Source organism: Limnohabitans sp. Rim11 (genome assembly GCF_001269365.1).
GTDB lineage: Bacteria > Pseudomonadota > Gammaproteobacteria > Burkholderiales > Burkholderiaceae_C > Limnohabitans_A.
This window is the reverse complement of record NZ_CXOM01000001.1, coordinates 776,111-800,729: the sequence shown is the minus strand read 5'-3', so window position 1 is coordinate 800,729 and position 24,619 is coordinate 776,111. Positions and strand designations below refer to the sequence as shown.

23 protein-coding genes are annotated in these 24,619 nt (G+C 51.2%); 14 read left to right on the top strand and 9 right to left on the bottom strand.

Annotation, left to right across the window (positions count from 1 at the left end; all coding sequences use genetic code 11):
* Positions 1-759, top strand: coding sequence for an ABC transporter ATP-binding protein (locus tag AMM03_RS03910; RefSeq protein WP_090129106.1), 759 nt, complete (start codon positions 1-3; stop codon positions 757-759).
* A gap of 3 nt (positions 760-762) precedes the next feature.
* On the opposite strand, the gene AMM03_RS03905 is transcribed toward AMM03_RS03910, so the two are convergent.
* The 4 genes from AMM03_RS03905 to AMM03_RS03890 are packed head-to-tail and all read right to left on the bottom strand — an operon-like array spanning position 763 to position 5,876.
* The gene (locus tag AMM03_RS03905; RefSeq protein WP_090129105.1) at positions 763-1,818 is read right to left on the bottom strand and encodes a Gfo/Idh/MocA family protein; all 1,056 of its coding nucleotides are present in this window, start codon (positions 1,816-1,818) and stop codon (positions 763-765) included.
* Positions 1,819-1,853: 35 nt separating this feature from the next.
* On the bottom strand, positions 1,854-2,666 hold the full coding sequence (locus tag AMM03_RS03900; protein WP_090129104.1) for a sugar phosphate isomerase/epimerase family protein: 813 nt from the start codon (positions 2,664-2,666) through the stop codon (positions 1,854-1,856).
* Positions 2,667-2,670: 4 nt separating this feature from the next.
* A complete protein-coding gene (locus AMM03_RS03895) occupies positions 2,671-5,040 on the bottom strand; it encodes an FAD-dependent oxidoreductase (protein ID WP_090129103.1) in 2,370 nt (789 codons plus the stop codon).
* A 20-nt stretch (positions 5,041-5,060) separates the two neighbouring features.
* The gene (locus AMM03_RS03890) at positions 5,061-5,876 is read right to left on the bottom strand and encodes an IclR family transcriptional regulator (RefSeq protein WP_090129102.1); all 816 of its coding nucleotides are present in this window, start codon (positions 5,874-5,876) and stop codon (positions 5,061-5,063) included.
* A gap of 134 nt (positions 5,877-6,010) precedes the next feature.
* Between AMM03_RS03890 and AMM03_RS03885 the strand changes: the two genes are divergently transcribed.
* The 4 genes from AMM03_RS03885 (at position 6,011) to AMM03_RS03870 (ending at position 10,791) form a co-directional block, all read left to right on the top strand.
* Positions 6,011-6,805 (top strand): shikimate dehydrogenase family protein, encoded by a 795-nt coding sequence (locus AMM03_RS03885; RefSeq protein WP_090129101.1) that lies wholly within the window; start codon positions 6,011-6,013, stop codon positions 6,803-6,805.
* 22 nt (positions 6,806-6,827) lie between these two features.
* Positions 6,828-8,579: an FAD-dependent oxidoreductase gene (locus AMM03_RS03880; RefSeq protein WP_090129339.1), complete on the top strand. Its 1,752-nt coding sequence runs from the start codon at positions 6,828-6,830 to the stop codon at positions 8,577-8,579.
* Positions 8,580-8,650: 71 nt separating this feature from the next.
* Positions 8,651-9,628: a Bug family tripartite tricarboxylate transporter substrate binding protein gene (locus tag AMM03_RS03875; protein ID WP_090129100.1), complete on the top strand. Its 978-nt coding sequence runs from the start codon at positions 8,651-8,653 to the stop codon at positions 9,626-9,628.
* An 8-nt stretch (positions 9,629-9,636) separates the two neighbouring features.
* Positions 9,637-10,791, top strand: a complete 1,155-nt coding sequence (locus AMM03_RS03870) for a hypothetical protein (protein WP_090129099.1) — start codon at positions 9,637-9,639, stop codon at positions 10,789-10,791.
* On the opposite strand, the gene AMM03_RS03865 is transcribed toward AMM03_RS03870, so the two are convergent.
* From AMM03_RS03865 to AMM03_RS03845, 5 genes are all read right to left on the bottom strand, one after another.
* Positions 10,771-12,393, bottom strand: a complete 1,623-nt coding sequence (locus tag AMM03_RS03865) for a class I adenylate-forming enzyme family protein (RefSeq protein WP_090129098.1) — start codon at positions 12,391-12,393, stop codon at positions 10,771-10,773. The two genes, AMM03_RS03870 and AMM03_RS03865, sit on opposite strands and share 21 nt — an antisense overlap.
* A gap of 44 nt (positions 12,394-12,437) precedes the next feature.
* Complete coding sequence (locus tag AMM03_RS03860; protein ID WP_090129097.1) at positions 12,438-12,791, bottom strand: AtuA-related protein; 354 nt, start codon at positions 12,789-12,791, stop codon at positions 12,438-12,440.
* Positions 12,788-14,122 (bottom strand): acyclic terpene utilization AtuA family protein, encoded by a 1,335-nt coding sequence (locus AMM03_RS03855; protein WP_090129096.1) that lies wholly within the window; start codon positions 14,120-14,122, stop codon positions 12,788-12,790. The genes AMM03_RS03860 and AMM03_RS03855 overlap by 4 nt, the downstream gene beginning before the upstream one ends.
* 15 nt (positions 14,123-14,137) lie before the next feature.
* Positions 14,138-14,458 (bottom strand): hypothetical protein, encoded by a 321-nt coding sequence (locus AMM03_RS03850; RefSeq protein ID WP_228764551.1) that lies wholly within the window; start codon positions 14,456-14,458, stop codon positions 14,138-14,140.
* 86 nt (positions 14,459-14,544) lie between these two features.
* Positions 14,545-15,393 (bottom strand): IclR family transcriptional regulator, encoded by an 849-nt coding sequence (locus tag AMM03_RS03845; RefSeq protein ID WP_090129094.1) that lies wholly within the window; start codon positions 15,391-15,393, stop codon positions 14,545-14,547.
* Positions 15,394-15,527: 134 nt separating this feature from the next.
* Between AMM03_RS03845 and AMM03_RS03840 the strand changes: the two genes are divergently transcribed.
* The 9 genes from AMM03_RS03840 (at position 15,528) to AMM03_RS03800 (ending at position 24,613) form a co-directional block, all read left to right on the top strand.
* On the top strand, positions 15,528-16,541 hold the full coding sequence (locus AMM03_RS03840) for a CobW family GTP-binding protein (protein ID WP_090129093.1): 1,014 nt from the start codon (positions 15,528-15,530) through the stop codon (positions 16,539-16,541).
* 13 nt (positions 16,542-16,554) lie between these two features.
* Positions 16,555-17,946 carry a dihydroorotase gene (locus tag AMM03_RS03835; protein ID WP_090129092.1) on the top strand — a complete coding sequence of 464 codons (1,392 nt, stop codon included), beginning with the start codon at positions 16,555-16,557 and terminating at the stop codon, positions 17,944-17,946.
* Positions 17,943-18,617 (top strand): isochorismatase family protein, encoded by a 675-nt coding sequence (locus AMM03_RS03830; RefSeq protein WP_090129091.1) that lies wholly within the window; start codon positions 17,943-17,945, stop codon positions 18,615-18,617. Before AMM03_RS03835 ends, AMM03_RS03830 begins: the two co-directional genes overlap by 4 nt.
* A 70-nt stretch (positions 18,618-18,687) precedes the next feature.
* Entirely contained in the window at positions 18,688-19,848 is a 1,161-nt protein-coding gene (locus AMM03_RS03825) for an ABC transporter substrate-binding protein (RefSeq protein WP_090129090.1), read from the top strand.
* Between the two features lie 63 nt (positions 19,849-19,911).
* Positions 19,912-20,820, top strand: coding sequence for a branched-chain amino acid ABC transporter permease (locus AMM03_RS03820; RefSeq protein WP_194942751.1), 909 nt, complete (start codon positions 19,912-19,914; stop codon positions 20,818-20,820).
* Positions 20,821-20,844: 24 nt separating this feature from the next.
* Positions 20,845-21,717: a branched-chain amino acid ABC transporter permease gene (locus AMM03_RS03815; RefSeq protein ID WP_090129088.1), complete on the top strand. Its 873-nt coding sequence runs from the start codon at positions 20,845-20,847 to the stop codon at positions 21,715-21,717.
* 1 nt (position 21,718) lies between these two features.
* Positions 21,719-22,477 carry an ABC transporter ATP-binding protein gene (locus tag AMM03_RS03810; RefSeq protein ID WP_090129087.1) on the top strand — a complete coding sequence of 253 codons (759 nt, stop codon included), beginning with the start codon at positions 21,719-21,721 and terminating at the stop codon, positions 22,475-22,477.
* 29 nt (positions 22,478-22,506) lie between these two features.
* On the top strand, positions 22,507-23,190 hold the full coding sequence (locus AMM03_RS03805) for an ABC transporter ATP-binding protein (RefSeq protein ID WP_090129086.1): 684 nt from the start codon (positions 22,507-22,509) through the stop codon (positions 23,188-23,190).
* 4 nt (positions 23,191-23,194) lie between these two features.
* Positions 23,195-24,613 carry an MmgE/PrpD family protein gene (locus tag AMM03_RS03800; protein WP_194942750.1) on the top strand — a complete coding sequence of 473 codons (1,419 nt, stop codon included), beginning with the start codon at positions 23,195-23,197 and terminating at the stop codon, positions 24,611-24,613.
* Positions 24,614-24,619 lie beyond the last annotated feature (6 nt).

The window sequence follows — 24,619 nt, the reverse complement described above, 5'->3', positions numbered from 1 at the left end:
ATGACAACCAACAATATCAGCAGCGCAGACGCCTGCATAGAATTTGACGATGTGGTATCGGGCTACAAGGATTTCATGATCCTGAACAACCTGTCCTTCAAAGCACGCCGGGGGGCCATCACTTTGCTGATTGGCCCCAACGGTGCTGGCAAGTCGACCGTGCTCAAAACTTTGTTTGGTTTGCTCAAGCCACGACAAGGCAAAGTGCTCTTAAATGGCGAAAACATCAATGGCGCCAGCCAAAAAGATTTGCTGGCCAAAGGCATTGCCTTTGTCCCTCAGGGTCGTAATTTGTTTGGCCAATTGACGGTGTATGAAAACCTTGAATTGGGCGGCATTACGCTGGGCATGAAAACCACGCACGAGCGAATTCCTGAAGTCTTGGAGTTTTTCCCGCGCGTCAAAGAACGTTTGAACTCGCGTGCTGCTTCATTGTCGGGTGGTGAACAAAAACAATTGGAAATTGGCCGCGCTTTGCTCTTACGACCCAAGGTGTTGCTCATTGACGAGCCCTCCATCGGTCTCTCGCCCATGGTGGTTTTGGATGTATTTAAGTTGCTGCGCAAGTTGGCAGAACAAGGCACCACCATTCTGATGGTGGAACAAAACGTCAAGAGCGCATTGGCTTATTCGGATGACGCCATTGCATTGGAGTCGGGCCGTTTAGTCTTGCACAAACCTGCTTCTGATATTTTGAATGACCCCAACATGGAACGTTTGTTCTTGGGTGGGGCGCACACTAGCGCCACAACGCCTTGAGTTTTAATCAGCAACAAGCTTCACCGCTTGTTGCGTTTTGATGGCGCTTGCTATGGCCTCCACCACTTGCAGATTTTGCAAGCCGTCGCGAGCACTCACTAGCGGACTTATTTCACCTTGAATGACTCCTAAAAAGTGCTGAAGCTGAAGCATTAACGGATCTGCGCGCTGCAATTCCAGCGTGTCTGTATGAAATGGTTTGAACCAAGACCGATCTTCCACGCGGGTATAGCTTTTCAATCGCATGGTGGGAATGGACAAGCTTCCCAGAGTCCCTGCAATGACATAACAATCCTCGTCATCATAGGTGGAATAGTCTTTGTTTTCTTGGCTAGTCTGCTCCCAACTTCTGGCGCTGGCAGAAGTATCTGACAACAAGAAAGTACCCAGCACCCCTGATGCAAAACGAAAGTTAATGGCGGCGGTATCTTCTACTTCAAAACCGCGTACGGCGTTGGATGACATGGCCTGAACCTCCACAATATCGCCGCAGAGCATTCGCAAGTTGTGAATTTCGTGGATGAGGTTAATCAGAATGGGACCACCGCCATGCACGGTTCGCCAAGGCGCAACCGTAAAGTAGTCGTCTGGTTTGCAAAATAGCGCACTGCCCATGACACTGACCAGTCGACCCAAGCGGCCCTCTGCAATGACCTTCTTGGCCTTGGCCATGATAGGGCTGTGTGCACGATGATGGCCAATGAGAACTTTTGCGGGTACATGATATTTTGTTGAATCCGTTGCATTCACCAATCTAAGAGCATCCAGTACCGTATGGGCAATCGGTTTCTCCACCAAAACCGCCACGCCTGCATCAAGACATTGCAGCGCTTGGGAAACGTGCAAGGCATTGGGTGTTGCCAAAATGATGCCATCCGGAGGTGAATGACTGAGTAAATTGTCTAAACTTTGAAAATAGGGAACGTTAAGAGACTGGGATAATTTTTCAGCCGCTTCCGTTGGATCTACCACGGCACTCAACTCGCACTCAGAGTGCGCTTGAATGACTTTCATGTGAACTAGTCCAATAGCGCCAGCGCCCACAACCGCAATTTTCATTTTGTTATCTCAATGAACAGGCCAAACGGACCGTTTTAAAGGTCACCCAAGACATACCTTGTTGCCTGCAAAGCCTTTTCAGCCCACGCCTTGTCACCCATGGCTTTGGCGCGAATCATGTCTGGAATTTCAATACTCACCGGCACATCTCTTGGTAAGGCGTTGAACAAGCCCTTTAAATCGATACTACCTTCTCCTGGCAACATTCGCTCCTGCCTTGCTGTATGAATAAGCTCTTCTGTAGAAAAATGAAGCCCTGCTTTTGCATCGCACATTTGTGCGTAATGCAACAAGTGAGAAGGGATGTCGGCAATATCTTCTAGCGTACTGGTGGACCTGCCAAAGTGAAGCGCATCGACCAAGATGCCTGCATTTTTCGGATGTCCCGCCAATGCCATGATCCGCAGGGCAGCCTTCGCATCTTTGACGCCTGTCCAGGGCATGAACTCCAAATCGGCAGTCAAGCCATAGGGTTGCATGTATTCGCACAACTGCGCGTAATGCTGCGCCAAACGTGGCTCATGCGTGTCATCCGCAGCCACCAGCACAGCTTTTGCATTCAGTGCTGCGCCCGCCTCTAACAGAGCACGATAAGGTGCTGGGTCAAATACTTCACCAATTCGAATGATTTCAATGTCAAACACCGTCACGCCGGTATCAGCCATTCTTGCCAAAGTTTCGCGTTGAATCTGCACGTCATCGATGAAACTTTGAAACGGTGCGCCAGGCGCATTGGGCTTCAATCTCAAACCAACAGACGAATAGCCTAATTCAGCAGCGATGCTGATGGCCTCCGGCACAGAAGACTCGTTAACCGTCAGATACGCCAAAGAATAAGAACGCAGCATCTCTTTACTTCAAAGGCGATACAGCAGTCGGCATGGCAATGGTGGAGACCATGTTGGTTGTCAGATGCGCCGGGCCCCCTTTGGGGGGCCAGACACCTTGTGCCACTGCTTCCGCGCGAGCTTTGCTGCGTGACTCAATGTTCGGGTAAGCCCAAATATTGGTGAAGCGCAAGGGTCCATCCAATGCAATCATGGCTACAACACAAGGTGAAATTTTTTCACGAGCGGGTACAGCCTGCTCCCATAAGTCGATGGTGGGTTGTACGCCACCAGGCTTGATGCCATAGGTTCGAATTTCATACACAGGCCCGTTGATGCCACTTTCTGCGCTGGGACGAACCGGCTTCATCCAAGGGAAGCCTTGGTAGCTGTGTTGCTCCAAGCTTTGGAAGATTTCGCCGCAGCCAAAAGGACTTGCATTTTGCTGGGTGCGTTGGCGTTCAGCTTGCAAGTTGGCCAGATCATCAAAGCCGCGCAACACAATCATTTGGTTTAGAACACCAATGTCGGTGAACCAACAACCCAGCAATTCACCATGACCTTGCGAGGCAAAGGTTTGGACGTTGATGGCGGCCTGTGCAGCCGTGCCAAAAGGCAAGGTCATGGTGGCAAGTTCGTAATACATGGGTGTCGTCCTTTTGTAAAAATAATGTTCTGGAGATACTTGTGCGGCATGGTGCGCGGCCAAATACCCGAAGGTCATAGCAGGCCCCAAGGTGATGCCACCGCTGGGATAGTTGCCCCCCATCACACTGGATAAGTCATTGCCGCCTGCATACAGTCCTTGAATGGCTTTGCCTTGTTCGTTCAAGACTTGGGCATGCTCGTTACAGCGCAAACCTGCAAAGGTGCCCAGACTTCCAGCGACCACTCGAACCGCATAAAACGGGCCATCTACCAATGGCGCCATGCATGGGTTGCGTCCTGGATGTGATGCATCACCTTGAATTCGGTTATAGGGTGTTTGACCCTTGCCATATTCGCTGTCATAGCCAACGTCAGCCATGGTGTTAAAGCGTGCAACAGTTTGTCGAAAATTAACTGGATCGATGCCACATTTCAAGGCCAATTCTTCAAGGGTCTTACCTCTTTTTAAATAGCCATTGGCCACCATGCGGCTTAGGCTGACAGGTGCTGGCTTGACAGCACCCAAACCCCATCGGCGAATGAACCGGTGGTCAACCACCAACCAGGCTTGTACGTCTTCGCCAACAGGCAATGCATTCAACAATCCTTGCATGAAGTCGTGATACGAATCGGCTTCATTGGTAAATCGTTTACCAAATCGAGTGACGGCGATCAAGCCTGGCTTGGCACGTTCTAACAAATGAGGAAAGTGCGCCACATGCCCGTCGGCGCGACTGACCAACGACACAGGCGCCATGGCTGCAGCGTGTTTCAAATCCGTGGCGACAACTGCCCCCACCGATTCACCCATGCGCAAGCCATCGCCCGTATTTCCTTTGGACGCTGCAGAAAAGTGCTGCTGCCCCGTCGGGTCATGCGGCAGAAGTTGACGTTTTCGTAAAGGGTCGTGCGGAAAACCTCCTGTAGCCAACATCACACCGCGCTTGGCTCGAATGGTTTGTTCGTGACCATCATGCATGACCACTGCTCCACACACTCGGCCCTGCTCAGTGATCAACCGAACTGCGGGTGTGTTGACACGAATTTCGATGCCTTTGTCAAATGCCGATTTGGCTAAACCTGCAATCAAAGCATTGCCATTCACCAGATGCATGCCACGGCCATGGATTAAGCCATCTCTCAGATGGCGCAACACCCTTTTTACAACATACAAAAAGGAAGTACCTGAGCGCATGGCATTGAAAAAATGCTTGATGTCTGTTCCTGATGCAATGCCCATGCCCAAGAACGTTGTTTCCCAAAGAGGCGTTTTAAGTTGCTTGACATTGGATCCCAGCAAACGGCCATCGATGGGCGCCGCACAGACTGATCGGCCGCCCAACACCGAATCGTTGGTACGGCCATGAAAATCTGGAATGCCGTTGCCATCGATGAATTGCAAAGCCGTTTGCGCTTCAAAGAAGCGAAGCATTTGCGGTCCATGCCTTAAAAACGTCCGAACACGAACTTCATCAAACTGTTCACCCAATTCATGTCGCAAATAAGAAAGTGGCTTTTCAATGGGTTCAGCAATACCCGCCTTCAGCGCCAAATGATTGCGTGGAATCCACATCCAACCGCCGGACCATGCGGTGGTACCACCATAGTGTGGGTCTTTTTCTACGACCAAAACTTTCAGACCTAAATGCGCCGCAGTCACAGCTGTCGACAAAGCTCCCGCACCCGAACCTACAACCAATAGATCGCAGTCCCACTGAGATGCGGTTGAATCGGCGTTCAAGTTCATGGCAGTTGGTAATGGCGGATCTAAGCGGCGTAAATCGGCTGCAAAGAAGATTTGCTGGAACCGCGAGACAAAATAGGGGATGCACCGCTGGCAGCGGCCAATTGCGCAGCAGCCGACATTAGCTGCGGCACCATGCTCAACATGCGTTCACGCGTTAGGCGTGAAGAAGGCCCAGCCACACTGATGGTTCCCATAGGCAATTGGCCCGCCAGACCCACCGGTACCGCAATGGCGTTCAAGCCTGCCGTGTAAGTTTCTTCTGTCAATGCAAAACCTGCTTTGCGTGTGTCTTGCAAAACCTTGAGTAGCACTTTTAAATTTTTTGGCGCATTGGGACCAAATTCTTGTGGCATGCCCAAACCTTGTTGGGACACCAATTTCAATGCGGCATCGTCTTTTAACGTGGAAAGCCATGCCCAACCCGAAGACGAACAACTCAGGCGCGCAATACTGCCCATGTCTGGGTCATAACGCAATCCTTGCCTGGCCCCCTGTGCACGAGCCACCCAGGTCAACCTGTCACCGTCCACCACAGACAGGCGAACCAACTCGCCCGTTTGCTCTGCCAACCTGTCTAACAACGGCTGTGCCACATCAATCACACCCGTTTGACTAAGGTAGCTCAAACCCATCGATACCAATTTGGTGGTGAGCACATATTCACCCAAGTCGCGCGCTTGCCTGACATAACCCAAGCGAATCAGGTCAACCAACAATCGATGTGCAGCACTTTTGGGCATGTTGAGCCGGTCGGCAATGGCCACCAATTCCATGCCCTGCCCTTGCGCTGACAGGAGCTCCAAAATGCCCAAGGTTCTTTCTAGGACGCCGCTCATGTGTTTAAAAAAGTGGTTGAAGGATTACAAAATTTTTCAAACTTTATCATGAAAATGACATTATGTTCGAAAGTTGAACAACGTTCCAATTTTGGATAAACTGCGACATCTTCAAGTCTTTCCATCCATTCACCATGCTCGACAAATTAAGCGGCGCCACCCGAGTTCACATCATTGTGGGCGACCCCATTGCTCAAGTGAAATCACCTTTTGGCATGACGCAAGCTTTTGAACTGAATGGCAAAGACGCCATTTGTATTCCCGCCCAAGTGCCCACCCAAGATTTAACACAATGGTTTGAGGGCGTTTCTTTGGCACGCAATGTTGATGGCATCATCGTCACCATCCCCCATAAATTTGATTGCCATGCGCTTTGCGCCACCCACTCACCTCGAGCAGATTTCTTGGGCGCAGTCAACACCATTCGTCGCAATGCAGATGGCTCATGGCATGGCGATATGTTCGATGGACTGGGTTATGTCAAAGCCATTGAGTCAAAAGGCTTTCATCTTCGAAACAAAAAAGCATTGTTAGTGGGTGCAGGTGGCGCTGGCTCTGCCATTGCACATGCCATGGTGTTGGCCGGCGTCAGTGAGTTGACCATTCATGATGAAAATACCGATCGTCGCAATTCGCTCATTCAACGTCTCAACACTTTGAAGTTGGGCCATGTCACTGCGGGCTCCTCCAACCCAAGCGGCTGTGATATTGCCATCAATGCCACGCCCATGGGGATGCGGGAGAGCGACGCTTCACCCATCGACATCGACGCCATCAAGCCCCATATGTTCATTGGTTGCGTGATTACAGCGCCAGCCATTCCGCCATTGATAGCAGCCGCGCGAGCCAAAGGTTGCAACACTTCTACGGGTGCAGACATGTTTGTTCAAGTTCGAGAGCTCATGGTTCAGTTCTTGTTAGACCAGTGAAGGGGCCCTAGAGGTGATGGCCATGAAAATCTCAAAGCTTCAAGATCGCATCAGCACCGATCTTTCTCAATTTAAAGACCAAGACACCGTCGACTTGATCGTCATTGGTTCTGGCGCCGCAGGTTTTTCTGCTGCGCTCAATGCTGCGATCGATGGCGCGCGTGTTTTATTGGTCGAACGCATGGCGCATGTCGGCGGCACCACCGCCTTGTCAGCTTCCACAGCATGGGTGCCTGGTACAAAACGAGGCCTAGAAGTTAATCCCGAAGACACACCTGAACGCGTGACTACATTTTTGAACAACGCTGTGGGCGATCGGTCTGAACCTGAGATGCGTCAAGCTTTCATTGACAACGGCCCCAAAGCCATTGCCAATCTAGAAAATAACAGCGCATTGCAATTCCAAGTCCGAATGCTGCACCCAGATTACTTGTCGGAACTAGAGGGCTCCGTTTTAAGAGGCAGGGCCATTGAACCCCAACCCTTCGATGGTAAATTGTTAGGGCCTAACATTGGACTGGTGCGGCATCCCATTCCTGAATTCACGGTGCTTGGTGGCATGATGGTAGATCGCGATGATATTTTTCATCTATTGCGACTCACTGAAACTTTTCAATCATTCAACTACAGCCTGCGCATTGTGCTGCGTCACTGCTGGGACAAACTGGTTCAGCCCCGCAGTACCCGCTGGGTCATGGGCAACGCCATGATCGGTCGCATGCTGCACAGCTACATTGAACGCAAGGGCTTGCTGCTCACCAACACAGAACTCACGGATTTGGTTCAAAACGACAAGGGCATTCAAGGTGTCGTACTCGCGCAAAATGGCCAACGTATCACCGTGAACAGCAAGGGTGGTGTGGTGATGGCTAGCGGCGGATTTAACCGCCATGCTGAGCGGCGTGCAGATCTGTTACCTGGCGCCAAAGAAATCTGGTGCCCAGCAGGACCCGGCCATACGGGCCGCGCACAAGACTTGGCATTCAAAGCGGGTGGTCATTTGGGCACAGGCGGCTTTAGCCATGCATTTTGGGCGCCGGTTTCCATACGTCAACGTGCCGATGGCACCATCGCATCCTTTCCTCACTTTGTGATGGACCGTGGCAAGCCGGGCATGCTGACTGTTGACAGCCAAGGTCAACGCTTTGTGAACGAATCGACTTCGTATCACCTCTTTGGCATTGCCATGCAAGTGCATCACACCCGTACACCTTGCATTCCTTCTTGGCTGGTTTGCGATGCAGGTGCATTGAAACGTTACGGCCTTGGCATGATTCGTCCAGGTGGCAAAGGATTAGCACCTTTCCTAGCAGATGGCTATTTGAAACAAGGTCAATCACTCAAGGATTTGGCATTGCAAATCAAGCTGCCATCAAACCAATTGCAAGCCACGGTAGAACGCTTTAATCAGATGGCCAAGGAAGGCGTTGATTTAGATTTTCAACGTGGCACCACAGATTACCAACGCGCCAATGGCGACGCTACCTGGCCAGGCCCTAACCCCTGCTTGGGCGCATTGACCAATGGCCCTTTCTACGCCATTGCACTTTATCCGGGGGACATTGGTGCAGCAACCGGCTTGATCACCAACGCCAATGCACAAGTACTAAACGCACAAAGAGATGTCATATCTGGCTTGTATGCATGTGGCAACGATATGCATTCCATCATGGGCGGTGTTTATCCGGCGCCGGGCATCACCATTGGCCCTGCCATCACCTTTGGTTATTTGGCTGCAAAGCATGCCATCACAAGGTCGCGATCAGCAAACTAAGCGTTAGCATGGGGGTGATTTTTTGGCACTCTGTCGTATGATCGAAACGACAACAACAGGAGACAAGACCCATGCTTTCTAGGCGTCAAACACTCATGGCCTTGGCCGCTGGCTTTGCAAGTCAAGCCTATGCCCAACGCAGCACCACAGACTACCCCACCAAACCCATCAAAATCATTGTGCCGTTTCCTGCAGGTGGCGGTGGCGACATCTTGGCGCGCCTCACTTTGTCTAAGCTTGCGCAAGAGTTGGGGCAGAGTGTTGTGTTTGAAAACATTGGCGGTGCAGGCGGCAATGTGGGTGTCAGCAACGGCAGCCGCGCAGCGGCAGATGGTTATACCTTGGTGTATGGCACCAATGGCACGCATGCCATCAATCAAACGCTTTACAAGAACCCGGGCTTCGATCCCATCAAAGATTTTGAACCCATCACGCGTCTTTCCAGAATTGCTGCTTTATTGGTTGTTCGGCCTGGCCTGCAAGTGAAGTCCATGAAAGAATTGCTGGTTGAGCTGAAGAAAAATCCTGGTAAATATTCTTTTGCTTCTGCAGGCAACGGAACCACCTCACATTTGGCCGGCGAGACGCTCAAGGCCCAAGCCGGCTTGGCCGTTGTTCACATTCCATATCGCGGCGGTGCAGCCGCCATTACTGACGTCATTGCCGATCGCATCGATTTCATGATTGACGTCATGCCCAATACGGCACCTCATGTGCGCAACGGCAGGCTCAAAGGCTTGGCCGTGAGCACACTGCAAAGAGTCAGCAGTTTTCCAGACATCCCCACCATTGCCGAGTCAGGCGTACCAGGCTTTGACGTGAGTGCGTGGGACGCCTTGTTTGCCCCAGCTGGTACACCACCCGCCGTTCTTGAAAAAGTGGGCCAAGCCATGCAAAAGATCTTGGCGGATGATGCACTCAAACAGCAACTGAATAGCCGCGGTTCAGAATCATCGCCCACCAGTCCTGCTGCGTTGCGCTCATTCATTCAAGTTGAAATTGAGCGCTGGGGACAAGCCATCAAACGTTCGGGCACCACTGTTGATTGAGGCTTTGCATGGATCACACAATATACCGAGGCATGCCAATAGCGCCTGCTGCGTCAGCTACTGAAACTAAAAACTTTTTTCAGGCTTTAGAAAATTTTCAAAGAGTCTTCGCCATTCGACCCGGCGATCAAGTACTCATTTTGTCTGATCCGCTGCTCGATCATCGCGTCATTGACGCAGTCATAGGACTGGCCAAGGCCAGAGGCGCTACGGTTCGCATTTACACTGAACCCAACTCACGCGTCACGGCCATGCCAGAACACATCAAGGCTTTGGTCGAAGCTTCGCAATTTGTGGTGTCCACGTGGTTCTGCTCCATCATCGACCCATTCTTCATTGCCATGCGACGTAAAGGCCAGCGCTGGGTCAAGATCACTTATTTTAGAAACTTGGACTTGCTGCAGACACCAGAGGCCAGATTTCCCATCGATGTCATTGGCGCCATCATTCAAGCCACTGCCAAACGATATCCCCAAGAAGGTGAATTCGATTTGCAGTTTTCTGATGAGCGGGGCAGCGATTTCAAAATTCACTTTACGCCAGAGATGCGCGCTAACCAACTTTCCACCAACCGTTGGCGCGGCCTCATGACCGCCGAAACGGATGGCTCGTATGTGCATTACTTACCCACCCATGGCCCTAATTTATGGGACCACAACGCAGTCAAAAATAACCTGTCTATTCCAACGCAAATGAGCGGCGTTTTGTATCCTCAATGGGCTGTCGGTTTTCCCAAACCCTTTGAAGAGCGCATTGGGGTTCACTTTGAAGGCGAGTACGTCAGCCAAGTCACTGGGCACTCTCAAGAGGCAATTATTTTGCGCGACATGTTGGTGGGCGGCCGAATGATCGAAGGCGGCGGTTGTGGTTTTAACCCCAAGTCACCTAGGCACACGATCTACCCAGCTGGGTCTAACTCTCCAGGGGCATTGCACTTTGGCATAGACCTCACCAAGCCCAACGATTACATCCGACGCGTCATGCCAGACTGGGAAGAGCCGCCGATTCACATGGACCTGGTTACGCTAGATGCCACTGTGAAAGCTGGCGACAATACCCTGATTGATCAAGGCTTCTTGTCTGCACTTCGCGACCCTGAGGTGATTGAAATTGCCAGCCGGTTTGGCGATCCAGTCGATTTGCTAGAAGGCTTTGTTGATTGACGATAGCGACTTTAGCAATTGATCACGCATCTCTTTTTTAACCAACTTGCCATTGGCGTTTCGAGGCAGCGGTGTCGTTGAAAAAGTGAAGCTTTCAGGCACCTTGTAATCTGACAGTCTGGTGAGACAAAACTCACGCAGTTCGTCCTCCACGGCGTCCGCCGTCTTGAGCATCACAAAGGCATGCACACGCTCACCCAACACGGGACAGGGCTTTGACACCACCGCACACTCTTGAACTGTCGGATGTGCATAGAGCGCGTTCTCAACTTCAATGGTAAAAATTTTGTAACCACCGCGATTGATCATGTCTTTTTTGCGATCAACCACTTTGACGTAGCCCTGTGCGTCCATCGAACCAATGTCGCCAGAGCGCCAAAACCCACCTGTGAAATTGGCCTGAGTGGCCTCTAGATTGTCCCAATAACCAGGCACTACATGCGGGCCTTTGATCCAAATTTCACCCAGCACATTGGGTGGCACCTCACGGCCGTTATCGTCCATGATTCGAATTTCGGCATAGACCAATGGCAAGCCAACCGAATCGTTGTGCGCCGCTGTTTGTCCAGATGGCATGATCGTTGAGGGCGACGTAGATTCTGTGGAGCCATAGCAATTCATCAGCATGAGCGATGGCACGCTATGCGCCAAACGCTCGATGGTGGCCACAGGCATGGGCGCACCGCCAAACGCACCAATGCGCCAGCGCGATAAGTTGTATTGATCGAAATCACTTTGCAACAAACACAAGTTGTACATGGCAGGCACCATGAGGGTGTGGGTCATGCCCTCACGCTCAGCCAACATCAAGAAGTCTGCTGCTTTAAAACTGGGCATGATGACCAGCTTGCCAGCCACCAAAGTGAGGGTGGTAATCAAGGCAATCAAGCCGGTCACATGACTCAAGGGCACAGCCGCAATGGAAGCGTCTGAAGCCTTGAGGTCCATGGCAATTTGGTAGTGCAAAGAAGAATGCACAATGCCCAAATGCGTCAGCATGGCACCCTTGGGCCGCCCCGTTGTGCCCGAGGTGTACAAAATGACTGCTGTGTCTTCCTCCGCTACTTCGTGAATGGGAGGTACCACCCCGTCTTCTAACAGACTGGCAAACAATTCAGAACCCTCGCACGCCGCCATGGCGACGCGATGGTGGAGTGCCGGCGCGTCGACTGCTGAAGGCAACAGAGGCGATAAATCGGCCTCATGCACCACCATGACAGCAGCGCAATGCGACAACATATAAGCCAAGCCCGGTGCCTGCTCCCGAATGCTGATGGGAACAGCAATAGCGCCTAAATGAGCCAATGCAAACAACGTGACGACAAATTCATTTCGATTGCCAAGCAACATGGCCACCCGATCACCCGCCTTGACGCCGCGTCGGGCCAAGCCCGTTGCCAATTGTGAAGACTGCTTGATCAATTCGTCGTAGCGAAGGCGCTCTGGGCCACACACCAAAGCCTCGCCGGTGGGGTTGCTTTTGAATGCCTCGTGTAGCAGTGCATACAGACTAAGCGGTCTATGTTGAAAGCATGTCACCACGCGATCACCAAAATGCGCTTCTTGGCGCATCTCAGGCCACTGATCTCCCCAATCGCTCATGAACTGATCTCCATTTTTTATGCCTCACCCTGCGACTTGCCAACTCATTTGTGGGCGGCCTCGGTTTGCGCCAAACTCAAAGCCAAGGTTTCAGGGTGAATGTCCAAATCTAGCAACAACCAAATGGCTGCTTTCTGCCAATGAAGGCCTGGGCGCAAGGTGGCGAAAACTCCGCCCATCAAAGCCTCTGGCATGACAAACTTCAAAGCTTTAAGACCTGGCAGGTCATAGCGAAGCACGGGCCCTGGCACCACTTTGTTTAGCATGAGGGCGACGGCCTGAGTGGTCAACGCCTGACTCAAGAAGTGATAGGTGGCGTCATCTGGCGCTACCAGCGTGAGGTCCAGCATGTCCCCTTTGTCGCCCGCGCGGCCAACTGCAATGTCTCCGACTCTCATGACTGACTCCAGCGCAAATTTGTTTTGACTAGCGACGGATCGATGAAACCATCCACGATTTCGATGCGGTTTCGTCTTTCACTTCGCACGCTGCACCCGCCAGCAGGGCCGGATACCGTCAATGTATAAATTTCGTCCTCAATGACCTGCGCCATCTCAGCATCTTTGCAACGTGCAGAGACATGCACCCGAAGTTCGGCAGGGGGTGGCGCGTCCAATGAACCTGCACGCAACACCGAGTTAACACCCACCAAGTCGATGGCCACATCGTCATCTGACCAATCTGACAGGCGCCTGCGCAAGATCTCTGCGGCTTTCTTGGCACGCCCAAAGGCACCTGATCCCGCAAAGCCAATTTCACAATCGGCAATGAACCCTGGCAGTTCTAAAAAGCCTGCAACTTTCAAGGAAGGCGGCGGGCCTGAAGTCCGCGCACCCGTCATGCGAATGCGGTTATGGCCGATTTGCTCAAAGCGAATGCCAGAAAAATCCAAGACCAAATCGGGCGTGATGTATCGAAAAGGATCGTGCACTTCGTACAACAGTTGCAAAGTGCAAGTGAGGGCATCGACGATGGCCGGCGCACCGTCTAGCACCGTGATGTCTGCAGAGCCATCAGCGTAAACATGTGCCAAGGGATAACCGATGGCCGCAAATTCAGCCGCAGACAAAGGATTGCCAGACTTGGGGCCGCCCAAGGGATCGTAGTTACCCCCCGTCAACTGTCCGCCACACTCCAACAAGTGCCCCACCGTCAGCGCACCCGCCAACGCATTGGGGTCTTGATTTAAATACTGACGCACTGGCGCCGCAAACAAGGCAGAGTCGGCAACGCGTCCGGTCACCACCACATCGGCACCGGCTTCCAAAGCTTCAGCCATTGGGACGCATCCCAAATAGGCGTGTGCACCCAACAATCTTCCTGTCAATGGTTTCATCCATTTGACTTGGTCGGACAGCGCCATCACGTCATCGCCCTCAACCGCCGCAATGCGCAAGCCTGACACGCCCAGCGTCTTGGCCAAGTCAGCAATGGCTTGACCCGCAGCACCGGGATTGGCAGAACCCAAATTAGAAATAATTTTGCAATTTGTCTTGGCTGCAGCAGGCAACAAAGGCGTCAAGCGCCGTCGCAAACGCGTATCAAAACCCGCGTTTGGATTGTCATGACGCGCTTTGATGCCGGGAACTAAGGTTCGTTCGGCCAAGCACTCCAGTGCCACAGCGTCTACTTGACCCGATGCAGCCAACGCGACAGCTGGATCTACACGGTCACCGGCAAAACCTGCACCAGACCCAATTCGATAGACCGGCTGTTTAGATTGAGTCATAGGATTTAGATGAAGTTACAGGCTGACATCGACAAGCAATTCAGGGTTGAACAACCGAACCCGGTTGTCGACGTAATAACCCCCATATTCCGTGTACTTCATCACACCACAACCGCACTTCTGACATGCAAAGACGTCGCATCGGTTGTAGGGGAAGTGCTTGGGTGCAATGGGTGCTTGAGGCGAGTCGTAGCGAGTGCCATCAGGGTGAAACTCTTCAAAGCTCGGCTCGGTTTGTCCGTCTTGTAAAGGTTCACGAAGGGTCCCTTTGCTTTGCATCTGGTCTGCCGGCCAGCGATCGTCACTGACACTTTCCCAGCCAAGACAATGTTTCAAGGCGCAGTTGCATTCAGATGGCTTTGATTGACTTATCAATTTCAATGCTTCTGACGATAGTAAGGCGATATCTTGGTTTTTCATGCTCAAGGCCGAGTTTGACGGTAAGCGTTACTTTTCAATTGCACTGACAACTCGTCCGCATATTGCCGTAGAAGATCGATTTGCGCTTTAGGCGGAGGATCTGGAATTTCTTGGATAGAACCCACTATGCCAATAGCGCCGGCTAACACATCATCGTCTCTGAAAATAGGCACGGCAATGGTGTTAATTCCCAGCAGCATTTCACTGGCAGCGTAATCGTAAAAACGTTTGCGAATGACAGGCAAACGGTTCAAAACAGTTTGAGGGTCAACCACCGACTGCTCTGTTTCAGCCTGTAACGACTCCGCCAGCAAAGCGCGCTGCGCAGGCTCTGTTGCATAGGCCAACATCAAACGGCCAAAAGCTGAGCAATGCGGCAACGGTCGATTGCCAGGCTTTACAGAGATGCAAATCCTCGCATAGATGTTGTCAGAGGTTGCAATGACCATGGGTTGGCCGTTAATGGGAATGGCCAGTACGGCGGTTTGCCTCAACTCATCACGCAACTTAACCAAATAAGGTTCGGCTCGGTAGCGCAAGTCAAATTGGGCGCCAGCAGCCTCCCCTAATTGGAAAAGGCGCCAACCCAAGCGGTAGCGTTCGGTGGAATGCTCTTGCTCCACCATGCCCATTTCTTTCAGAGTGGCCAAATGCCGATGAATACGAGGCTTGGTCTCCCCCATCAAATCTGCAAGTTCAGTGATTCGCATGGCCCGCCTGGCCAATGCCATTTCATTGAGCAAGCGCATGGCCACTTTAACGGCCTCAACGGAGTTTGTTTTACGGCCGTCTTCCCCCACCGAGGTGGTTTTTGCCTTGGCAGATTGCAGTTTTTTTGAATTGATTGGCATGTTTTGTCTCAATTTTGGACGTATTTTGATACAGATGATAGGCACACTAGGCGAAATAAAATAACGCTAGGCGTAAAAATATGATCTAATGAATTCAAAGTTCATCCATTGAATTCAACCGGACCCAACCTGGAATGATTGTTTTTGATCTGCTCACAGGGTTTTTAGGAAGTGGCAAAACCACACTCCTTAACGCGTACCTTCGGCTAGAAGTAGGTCAGGACACGGCTGTCATCGTCAACGAGTTTGGAGCTATCGGCCTTGATCAACTCCAGTACAAAGAACTATCGGAAGATGTCTATTTGCTGGACAACGGTTGTTTGTGCTGCACCGTTACACACTCACTGCGCGAGACGCTTTTAGAAATCAAAGATCTCACCCAGCGCATAGGCAGACCACCTTTGAAACGCGTTGTCATAGAAACCACCGGCTTGGCCGACCCTTTGCCAGTCATGCATGCGTTGTTGGGTGACAAATCGCTCATGCAACACTTTCGCTTGGGGCAAGTTATCACCACGATCGATGCAGTGCAAGGTTTGCAACAACTGCATTTGCACGTTGAATCTCGAAAACAGGCAAGCGTTGCAGAGCATTTGGTCATCACCAAGACCGACATGGCCAGTGCACCGATCTTGCTTGAACTGAAGATTCAGCTCAAGAAACTTAACCCCTATGCCCACATCACGGAATCAGTTTCAGGGCAATCTGCAGCAGCCATTTTCACGATCGACTTGCCGAGCAATACTTTTAAATTATTGCCAAAAGCATTTGACGAAAATTCTCATGGCAGCCCGCATGGTTCAGGCATCGGCAGTTGGAGTGTATTCACCGACATTCAACCCACATGGGTAGGTATCTCTGCATGGTGGCACTTGCTCACCTTGAGATTTGGCAATCAACTTCTGCGGTGTAAAGGCTTATTGGCTGTCAACGATGCCAGGCCCTTTGTACTGATTCAAGGTGTGGGCAAAGTTTTTCATTCGCCTACGTTTCTGCAAGCTTGGCCAGACACAGATTTGCGCGGGCGAATTGTTTGCATTGGGCAAGACCTCGATCCAGATTGGCTGGAAGCCAGCTTGAAGGCACTCACTTTGAAGGAAGCCTCTTGCAGGCCTCGCAACCTCGAAGAATTGAACGAATGTTTTTAAAAAAGAGACTCGCATGAATAGCACTGAATTTGTTCTTCGCAGTGGCACACTTGTTGACGCTAACACCGATGGAACCCCCACAGACTTGCTGATTAGAGACGGCAAAATTGCAGCGCACTTAGCACCTGGAACACCTGTCGATGTGTCAATTCCTGTTATGTCAGCTGAAGGACTGCACATCTTTCCTGGTCTGATTGATGCACACATGCATTTCGGCTTTGGTGAAAAAATTACCGAATACGAAACTGAAACCATCTACGCCGCTCAAGGTGGCTTTACCACGGTTCTTGGCTATTTCCTGAACAATGAAGCTTATGCCGATGTCTACAAGCGTGAGCAGGAATACGCCAGAACGCGCGCCTATATCGACTATGCGTTTCACTTTAGCACTGCCAATGAAGAACACATTAAAGAGTTGGCCGATTACGTCAAAACCTACGGCGTGACATCATTCAAATATTTCATGAACTTCAAGGGCGAGGAAGGTCGCTACTTGGGCCTTGACGGCACGGACGATGGCTATCTCTTTGACCTCCTGACCATGGCCGCTAGCATTGGCGATGTCAAAGTAGTTTGTCACACCGAGAACATTGAAGTTGTCAACCGAATTCGGACACGAATTCAAGCTAGCGGTGGCACCACCTTGAAAGATTGGTCTCGCGCCAAACCAGCTTTTACAGAGGCTGAAAGTTCTGTGCGGGCCATGTACTTTGCCGAGCATTTGGGTGCCCAAATTTACATACCGCACATCAGCACTCGGATGGCCCTGGACGAAGTACGTAAATGGCGTAGCCGTTACGACAAAGTGTTTGTTGAAACTTGTCCGCATTACCTCACTCACACCGAAGACTCTGATTTGCTAGGCATGGGCAAAGCCAATCCACCCTTCAGAAGCGCCGACGACGTGGCAGCGATGTGGGAAGGCTTGCAAGATGGCAGCATCGACGTAGTGGCATCCGACCATTGCCCGCGCAAACGTGCCACCAAAGAAAAACCTTTGTGGTTGGCATCTCAAGGCTTCCCAGGTACCGCCACTATTTTGCCGGTGCTGTTGCACGAGGGCTATCACAAGGGCCGCCTCAGTCTGCGTCGCATTGCAGAAGTACTAACCAAAGCCCCAGCAGCCATTTTCAATGTGGCACCCCATAAGGGAAGCTTAGACATTGGCTCTGATGCAGACATCACCCTGGTCGACTTGAACTTAAGTCGTGTGGTCAATCCTGCTGAGTTGGGCTCTTACTCTGACTACAGCTTGTACGAAGGCCAAAACCTCAAAGGTTGGCCCGTCCAAACCATTGTCCGCGGCAACACCGTCATGGCCAATGGCAAGATTTTGGGTCAACCTGGCTACGGCAACTACATTTTCCGCTCACTGACAGAGCCCAAAGAAGGAGCACTTTCATGAAACCATGGCACGGCATCATCAGCGAGGAAGAACAGCGCGCCTATCGCGCTGCAGGCTTTGGACGCCCCACGGGCATTGGCAAACGTCCCGCTTTATTGATCATTGATGTTCAGTACCGCACAACGGGAACAACACCCCAGCCATTTTTTGAAGCGATCAAAGAGTTTCCCACCAGTTGTGGCGAAGTAGCATGGAAGGCCGTGGGCAACATCAAATTGTTGGCCGATGAATTTCGCAAGCGCGGTTGGCCCGTTCTTTATCCACACGTAGCACCCAAAGTGCAAAACGAAGGCGGTCGTTTGGCAGACAAAGTCCCTGCCATCATGAACATTGCCGCCAATGGCTATCAATTTGTCAAAGACATTGAACCCCACCCTGGCGATGTGTTGCTACCCAAAAAACATCCAAGTGCATTCTTTGCGACGGCACTCACCAGCCACCTGATTGACTTGCAAGCTGACACGCTGATCGTGACAGGTTGCAGCACCAGTGGGTGCGTACGCTCTAGCGTGGTGGATGCATTTTCTTTGAACTTCAAAGTATTGGTACCTGAAGATGCGGTCTATGACCGGAGCCACGTGTCACATGCGGTCAATTTGTTTGACATGTCAGAAAAGTATGCCGATGTCGCGCCCACACAGGAGGTTCTAGAAACCTTGAGAAAGATTTGAGTCAGTTGTTAAGCGTTCCCTAAAGTCGGTCCAAGAGGGCCATTGTTTGTTCTACCAACCAGGAGAGAAAATGAAACTTTCAAATCGTCGTCGTATGTTGGCGCTTTCAGCGCTGATCATGAGTGGCGCAGCCTTTACAGGTGCTGCGTTAGCGCAAAGCAAGCCAACCCTCAAGTTTGGTCTTGCCATGCCTTTGTCTGGTTCACAAGCGCTTTACGGCGCAGACCAAGTCAAGGCCGCGCAATGGGCTGTTGCCGACATCAACGCCAAAGGTGGCGTGAACGGTAAGCAACTTGAAATGATTGTGCTTGACACCCAAGCCGACCCCCAACTGGGTATCAATGCGGTCAATCGCTTGGCCAGTGTGGACAAAGTGCCAGTTTTCATCACAGCATGGAGCTCGGTGGTCAAAGCTGTGGCCCCCATTGCCAATCGAGAAAAAATATTGGAACTTAGCGTTGGCGCGAACTCGCCCGACATAGCCAAACTGGGCGATTATGTTTACACCACTTTCCCATTGGCTGAAGTGGACGTCAGTGGCTTGGCCAAATACACCTACGCCACACTGGGCAAGAAAACTGCTGCTGTGATGTACATCAACAACGACAGCGGCGTTGAGGGTGCAGCCATTTACAAGAGCGTATTTGAAAAAGCAGGTGGCAAAGTGGTGGCGTATGAAGCCTATGACACCAAAGCTACCGAATTCACAGGTGCCTTGCTCAAAGTGAAAGCAGCCAATCCAGACATGATTCACATTCAGGGCCTGGTGTCTGATTTGCCACAAGTGATTGCGCAAATGCGTCAATTGGGTTTGCAGCAACGTGTCTCGACTTACTCTGCGGGCTACAACCCTAAAGTGATCGAGCAACTGGGTGCAGCCGCTGAAGGTTTGATCGTGACCTCCTTGGCTCCTGGACCATCAGATAACCCCAACCTCACACCGTTCATCAACCGCTGGAAAGAAACTGAAAAGCGCGTGCCCAATGGCTTGCCTTACACACAGTACTTGTATGACGGCCCTTACTTGGTAGCTGAACTTTACAAATGGATTGAGAAAAACAAGTTGCCAGCCACAGGTGAAAACATGCGCAAGGCTTTGATCACTGCCAAAACCTTTGAGTTACCCATGACTGGCGGATTGACGGTTGGCGAAGACCACCGTGTGAACAAGCCAGTTTATCTATTGACTGTTGACAAAGGCCAATTCGTGCCTTTGGCCACAATCAAGTAAAGCGTCTTTGAATCGGTCACGACTGATGTCAGTCGTGACCAGCTCATCTCTCAAAGGATTGGTGTGATTGATATTTCTATTTTGCTGCAAATCGTTTGGACAGGTTTTGCCGCTTCCACCTATGCCATCTTGTTTGCTGTGGCGTTCTCACTGGTGGTCAAAGTGGTCAAGGTATGGAACTTTGCACAGGCCGGCATGATGGCTCTGTCGTTTTATGTCATGTACGCAGCACACAATAAATTCGGCATTGCCATCCTGCCCTCAGTGGGTATTGGCCTTGTCGTCACCATTGCTGCCAATGTGTTCATGGACAGGTATGGACTGCAAATCCTGCGAAATAGAAATTCACCCAGTCTGACTTTTTTCATTTTCACCCTGGTGGTGTCCGAATTTTTAGCTTATTTGTTGGCCATGATTTTTGGCACAGAACCCGTTGCACTCAAACCCAACATCATGTCGGGCGTGAACATTGTTCATGGCATTGTGATTAGCAATTGGGACATCGAAGCGGTGTGCGTCACATTCGTTTTGTTGCTTGCGCTTTACCTCTTCATGACGCGTACGCACGATGGTCAGTTTATGGCAGCAGTTTCCGACAACCCTGAATTGTCTAGGCTATATGGCATTAACGTGACGCGGGCCTACGTCCTCACCTTTGTCATCACGGGCGTGCTCATTACCGCAGGCATGTATTTATTTGGAACAAGGGCTTCCATCATTCCCAATACGCCTTTGCAAATGATGCTCTTTGCAGTCATTGCCACACTCTTGGGCGGCATGGGCAAAATTTTTGGTGCGGCAGTGGCGGCCGTGGGCCTTTCACTCATTCAAGGTTTGAGTATTTTTGTCATTCCGTCGCAATGGCAAGGCCTCATTCTTTACGTGTTTCTTTTCATCACGATTTTGTTTTTCCCACAGGGTGTCAGTTTGCAAAAATTCAAGCAACTGATCAGCCTGTCGAAAAAACAATAAGCCGCTCATTAAAGGTATCTGAACATGGAGTATTTCATCTCTCTGGCGGTTTTGGTAGGCATCTACATTACCCTGAGTTCCAGTTTCAACCTCATCATTGGCTTTGGCGGTTTGGTGAGCATTGCACACCCCATCTTCTTTGCATTGGGTGCTTACACCACGGGCCTGCTGGCCATTCATTTTCAAATGCATCCTGTGCTGGCTGTTCTGGCCGGTGGTGGCGTTGCCTTCTTGTCCTCCATGATGCTTTCCCTGCCATCGCTGCGAATATCGGGTGACTACTTGATGATCACCAGCATCGGCTTTCAGTTGGGCCTGCTTGAAGTCATCAAACACTTGAGCGTCACGGGCGGTGCAAGCGGTTTGGGCAATATTCCCAATATCGTTGAGGGTTCCTCACGCAGTACCTTATTTGCACTTGTTTCTTGTGCCATTGCCGCAGTGGTCGTTTTGGCTATTCGGTGGCTTCTCAATGGGCCCTATGGCCGTGTCATTGCCGCGATGCGCGATGACGAACTGGCTTTCTCCGCGCTTGGCCGCAACGCCATGATGATCAAGCTCAGTTTGTTTGCCATTGGCTCTGGCTTTGCGGGCATTGCGGGTGGCATTTATGCCTACTACTACCAATACATCAGCCCTGATCAATTTGAAATTTTGCAATCAGCCATGTTGCTGACCATGGTAGTGGTGGGCGGTATGGGCTCGCAACTGGGCCCGGTTGTGGGTTCGATTTTGTTACTTTTATTACCGCAAGCCATTAGCTTTTTGAATTTACCGCCCAGTGTGATGGCCCCGCTCCAGGGCGTTATCTACACATCGCTGGTGATTGTCTTTTTGTTCTGGCGGCCTCAAGGTTTGATTGCCCCCAGCCAACGCCAATCTGCAAAGGAGGCGTGATATGAGTGCCTTGATTTCACTCAAAGATGTTTGCAAAAGCTTTGGCGGCATTGTCGTAGCCGATCATATTTCCATTGACATTCAACGCGGCGAAATTCTGGGTTTGATTGGACCCAATGGCGCTGGCAAAACATCTTTGTTCAATTTAATTTCAGGCGTCTACCCTGCAGACTCTGGCAGTATTTCTGTGTCTGGCCAGTCATTGGATGGCTTGAACCTGCACCAACGTGCACGCTTAGGTGTGGCACGAACCTGGCAACACATGCGCTTGTTTGCCAGCATGAGTGTTTTAGACAACATGTTGGTGGCACCGCGCGATTATCCCGGTGAAAAAATCAGCAACATACTGTTCAGGCCCAAACAGACAGCAGCAGCCAACGTCGCCATGCATGAGCGTGCCATGGGCATTTTGAAACGCATGAACCTGCAGGCCATTGCAGACAGCAGTGTGAACGACATCACATTTGGTCAACAAAAATTGGTGGGCTTAGCCCGCGCTTTGATGAACGACGGTGAGTGTCTCTTGCTGGACGAGCCCATGGCGGGCGTTGAGGGCAATGCCTACGAAACCATGAAAAGCATCGTTCGAGAAGAGGCTGCCTCTGGTCGGGCTGTGTGTGTGGTGGAACACAACGTGTCCTTCATCAAGGACCTGTGCAACACAGCTGTATTCATGGCCAGCGGCAAAATTCTTGAGCGCGGCAGTGTTGATTCACTGTTAGCCAGTCAAACTTTGGCAGATTTGTATTTCGGCGCGTAAGCGACGATCAACCAGAAGGAGAGGCCCAAGTGCTTCAAGTCGATCACGTCAACGCTTATTATGGAAAACTCCAAGTCCTGCATGATTTGTCACTGAGTATTCAGGACGGAGAACGTGTTGGTATTTTTGGTCACAATGGCGCTGGCAAGACCACCTTGCTCAAGTCCCTGGTGGGCGACCTCGCGCAAATTGAAGGTCAAATTCAATATCAAAATCAAAAAATTGTGGCTGGCCAGGTTCATTTGAATGTGCGTCAGGGCATTGGTTTTGTGCCGCAAGGACACAACGTTTTTAGAGAACTATCAGTCGAGCAAAACCTTCGGATTGCGGGCCTTCTGCACGACCCCGCCTATGCGCAAACAGTTTGCGAAATTTTCCCCATTCTGAAAGAACGAAAGACACAAGTGGCGGGTTCATTGAGTGGAGGTCAGCAACAAATGCTGGCCTTGGGCATGTCACTCATGACTCGCCCGCGTCTCTTGCTTTTGGACGAGCCCACCACAGGTTTAGCCCCCATCATTGTGAAAGATGTGCTTACATCCATCCGCGACATCAATGAAAAGGAAGGCACCACTGTCCTCATTGTTGAGCAGAATGTTCAAGCCACTTTGAAGCAAGTTAATCGCGCCGTTGTTCTCAAATCAGGGCGAGTTATTTTTGATGGCGCCAGCAAGCAATTGCTGGAAGAAAAAAGCCTCTGGCATTTGTTTTAAAAATATGACACAGCCTACATTGCGTGACGCAGCCGGACTCGGCGTACAAAAACTCATTGAATGGGCAACCCAGCAAGAGCTGGACAACATTCCAACTGAAGTCCGACAACAAACCGTCATGATCATTGGTGACGATTTGGCGGCCATGCTTTCTGCTGAAACAGAACCCCAAGTGATGGCCTCTCAGGCCATGCAAATTTCCCGTGGCCCTGTGGGTGAAGCCAGTGTCATTCGCACGGATCGCGCCAAATTAGCACCCTTGCAAGCGGCATTGGCCAACGCGCTGGCCGCCAGTTGGAATGAGCTCGACGAAGGTTATCGCAAAGCAGTTTGTCACGCTGGTCTCTACACCTTGCCTATTTTGCTGGCCATTGCCGAATCTGAAAAAATTGCAATCAGCGAAGTTTTGCGGGCCAGCACTTTGTCTTATGAAGTGACTGCCCGGTTTGCCCGTACTTGGAAATTCAGCGCACTGACCATTCACCCACACGCACTGTTCAATGCTGTGGGTGCGGCCGCTGCTGTGGGCTTCTTGCGCCGACTGCCTGCAGCGCAAATGCAAGATGCCATTTGCAATGCCAGTACGCTAGGTGTTGTAGGCCCTTATAACCAAGCGATCAGGGGTTCGTTGATTCGCAATGCTTGGGCAGCTGCTGGCATTTTCAATGGTCTTCAGGCCATTGATTGGGCCCAAGCAGGGGTCACCAGCTTGCCTGCAACGCCTCACGATGTGTATCACGAAACATTGCACAGTGAAGCGCACATTGACGAACTCACCAAAGACTTGGGCACTGATTGGGCTGTGAGTTCGGGTTATCACAAAATCAATGCTTGCTGCCAATACGCGCACTCGTCCATTGAAGCCATGCGCGAAATTTTGGACCAACACCCTGAACTTCAAGGCGGTCAAGGCGTCAGTCAAATTGAACTTCAAACGCATCGCCTTGGCATGACACTGACTGATACGCAACCGGTCACCACCTTGGGCGCCAAATTCTCCATGCCGCACGCACTTGCCGCCTCGCTTGTTTATGGTCATGGCGGTGCTGAAGCCTTCAGCACCCAATCTATGCAAGATGAACGTGTCGCCAATATGCGTCAAAAGGTAGCCATGCGTTTGGTTGAAGAAGAATTACCCTGGCCCTACGACAGGCCCGCGTTTATCACACTGGTCACCTCAGAGGGTCAGCGCTACAGCGCCAATTGTTTAAGTGCACGAGGCGGCCCAGATCGTCCTTTCACTGACGATGAGTTGTGGCAAAAAATTGAAGCACTGTCCCAGCGCCCTGCTCCTGGCTTAACGCAAGCGATGCAAGCGCTTCACTCACTGTGCACCCAAAACAGCCACAACAGCGCTTGGTCAACGTCTTGGCATGCTGTGGTCGATCAGATGTTCCAACCCCGTCCTAATTCAGCCGCTTGAAAGATT

Bases quoted from the DNA above. Each gene is read 5' to 3' on its own strand.
- AMM03_RS03800 (WP_194942750.1), top strand. From the start codon at position 23,195: ATGACACAGCCTACATTGCGTGACGCAGCCGGACTCGGCGTACAAAAA.
- AMM03_RS03905 (WP_090129105.1), bottom strand. From the start codon at position 1,818: ATGAAAATTGCGGTTGTGGGCGCTGGCGCTATTGGACTAGTTCACATG.
- AMM03_RS03910 (WP_090129106.1), top strand. From the start codon at position 1: ATGACAACCAACAATATCAGCAGCGCAGACGCCTGCATAGAATTTGAC.
- AMM03_RS03855 (WP_090129096.1), bottom strand. From the start codon at position 14,122: ATGACTCAATCTAAACAGCCGGTCTATCGAATTGGGTCTGGTGCAGGT.
- AMM03_RS03890 (WP_090129102.1), bottom strand. From the start codon at position 5,876: ATGAGCGGCGTCCTAGAAAGAACCTTGGGCATTTTGGAGCTCCTGTCA.
- AMM03_RS03885 (WP_090129101.1), top strand. From the start codon at position 6,011: ATGCTCGACAAATTAAGCGGCGCCACCCGAGTTCACATCATTGTGGGC.
- AMM03_RS03880 (WP_090129339.1), top strand. From the start codon at position 6,828: ATGAAAATCTCAAAGCTTCAAGATCGCATCAGCACCGATCTTTCTCAA.
- AMM03_RS03860 (WP_090129097.1), bottom strand. From the start codon at position 12,791: ATGAGAGTCGGAGACATTGCAGTTGGCCGCGCGGGCGACAAAGGGGAC.
- AMM03_RS03835 (WP_090129092.1), top strand. From the start codon at position 16,555: ATGAATAGCACTGAATTTGTTCTTCGCAGTGGCACACTTGTTGACGCT.
- AMM03_RS03825 (WP_090129090.1), top strand. From the start codon at position 18,688: ATGAAACTTTCAAATCGTCGTCGTATGTTGGCGCTTTCAGCGCTGATC.
- AMM03_RS03810 (WP_090129087.1), top strand. From the start codon at position 21,719: ATGAGTGCCTTGATTTCACTCAAAGATGTTTGCAAAAGCTTTGGCGGC.
- AMM03_RS03875 (WP_090129100.1), top strand. From the start codon at position 8,651: ATGCTTTCTAGGCGTCAAACACTCATGGCCTTGGCCGCTGGCTTTGCA.
- AMM03_RS03845 (WP_090129094.1), bottom strand. From the start codon at position 15,393: ATGCCAATCAATTCAAAAAAACTGCAATCTGCCAAGGCAAAAACCACC.
- AMM03_RS03815 (WP_090129088.1), top strand. From the start codon at position 20,845: ATGGAGTATTTCATCTCTCTGGCGGTTTTGGTAGGCATCTACATTACC.
- AMM03_RS03900 (WP_090129104.1), bottom strand. From the start codon at position 2,666: ATGCTGCGTTCTTATTCTTTGGCGTATCTGACGGTTAACGAGTCTTCT.
- AMM03_RS03865 (WP_090129098.1), bottom strand. From the start codon at position 12,393: ATGAGCGATTGGGGAGATCAGTGGCCTGAGATGCGCCAAGAAGCGCAT.
- AMM03_RS03895 (WP_090129103.1), bottom strand. From the start codon at position 5,040: ATGAACTTGAACGCCGATTCAACCGCATCTCAGTGGGACTGCGATCTA.
- AMM03_RS03840 (WP_090129093.1), top strand. From the start codon at position 15,528: ATGATTGTTTTTGATCTGCTCACAGGGTTTTTAGGAAGTGGCAAAACC.
- AMM03_RS03870 (WP_090129099.1), top strand. From the start codon at position 9,637: ATGGATCACACAATATACCGAGGCATGCCAATAGCGCCTGCTGCGTCA.
- AMM03_RS03830 (WP_090129091.1), top strand. From the start codon at position 17,943: ATGAAACCATGGCACGGCATCATCAGCGAGGAAGAACAGCGCGCCTAT.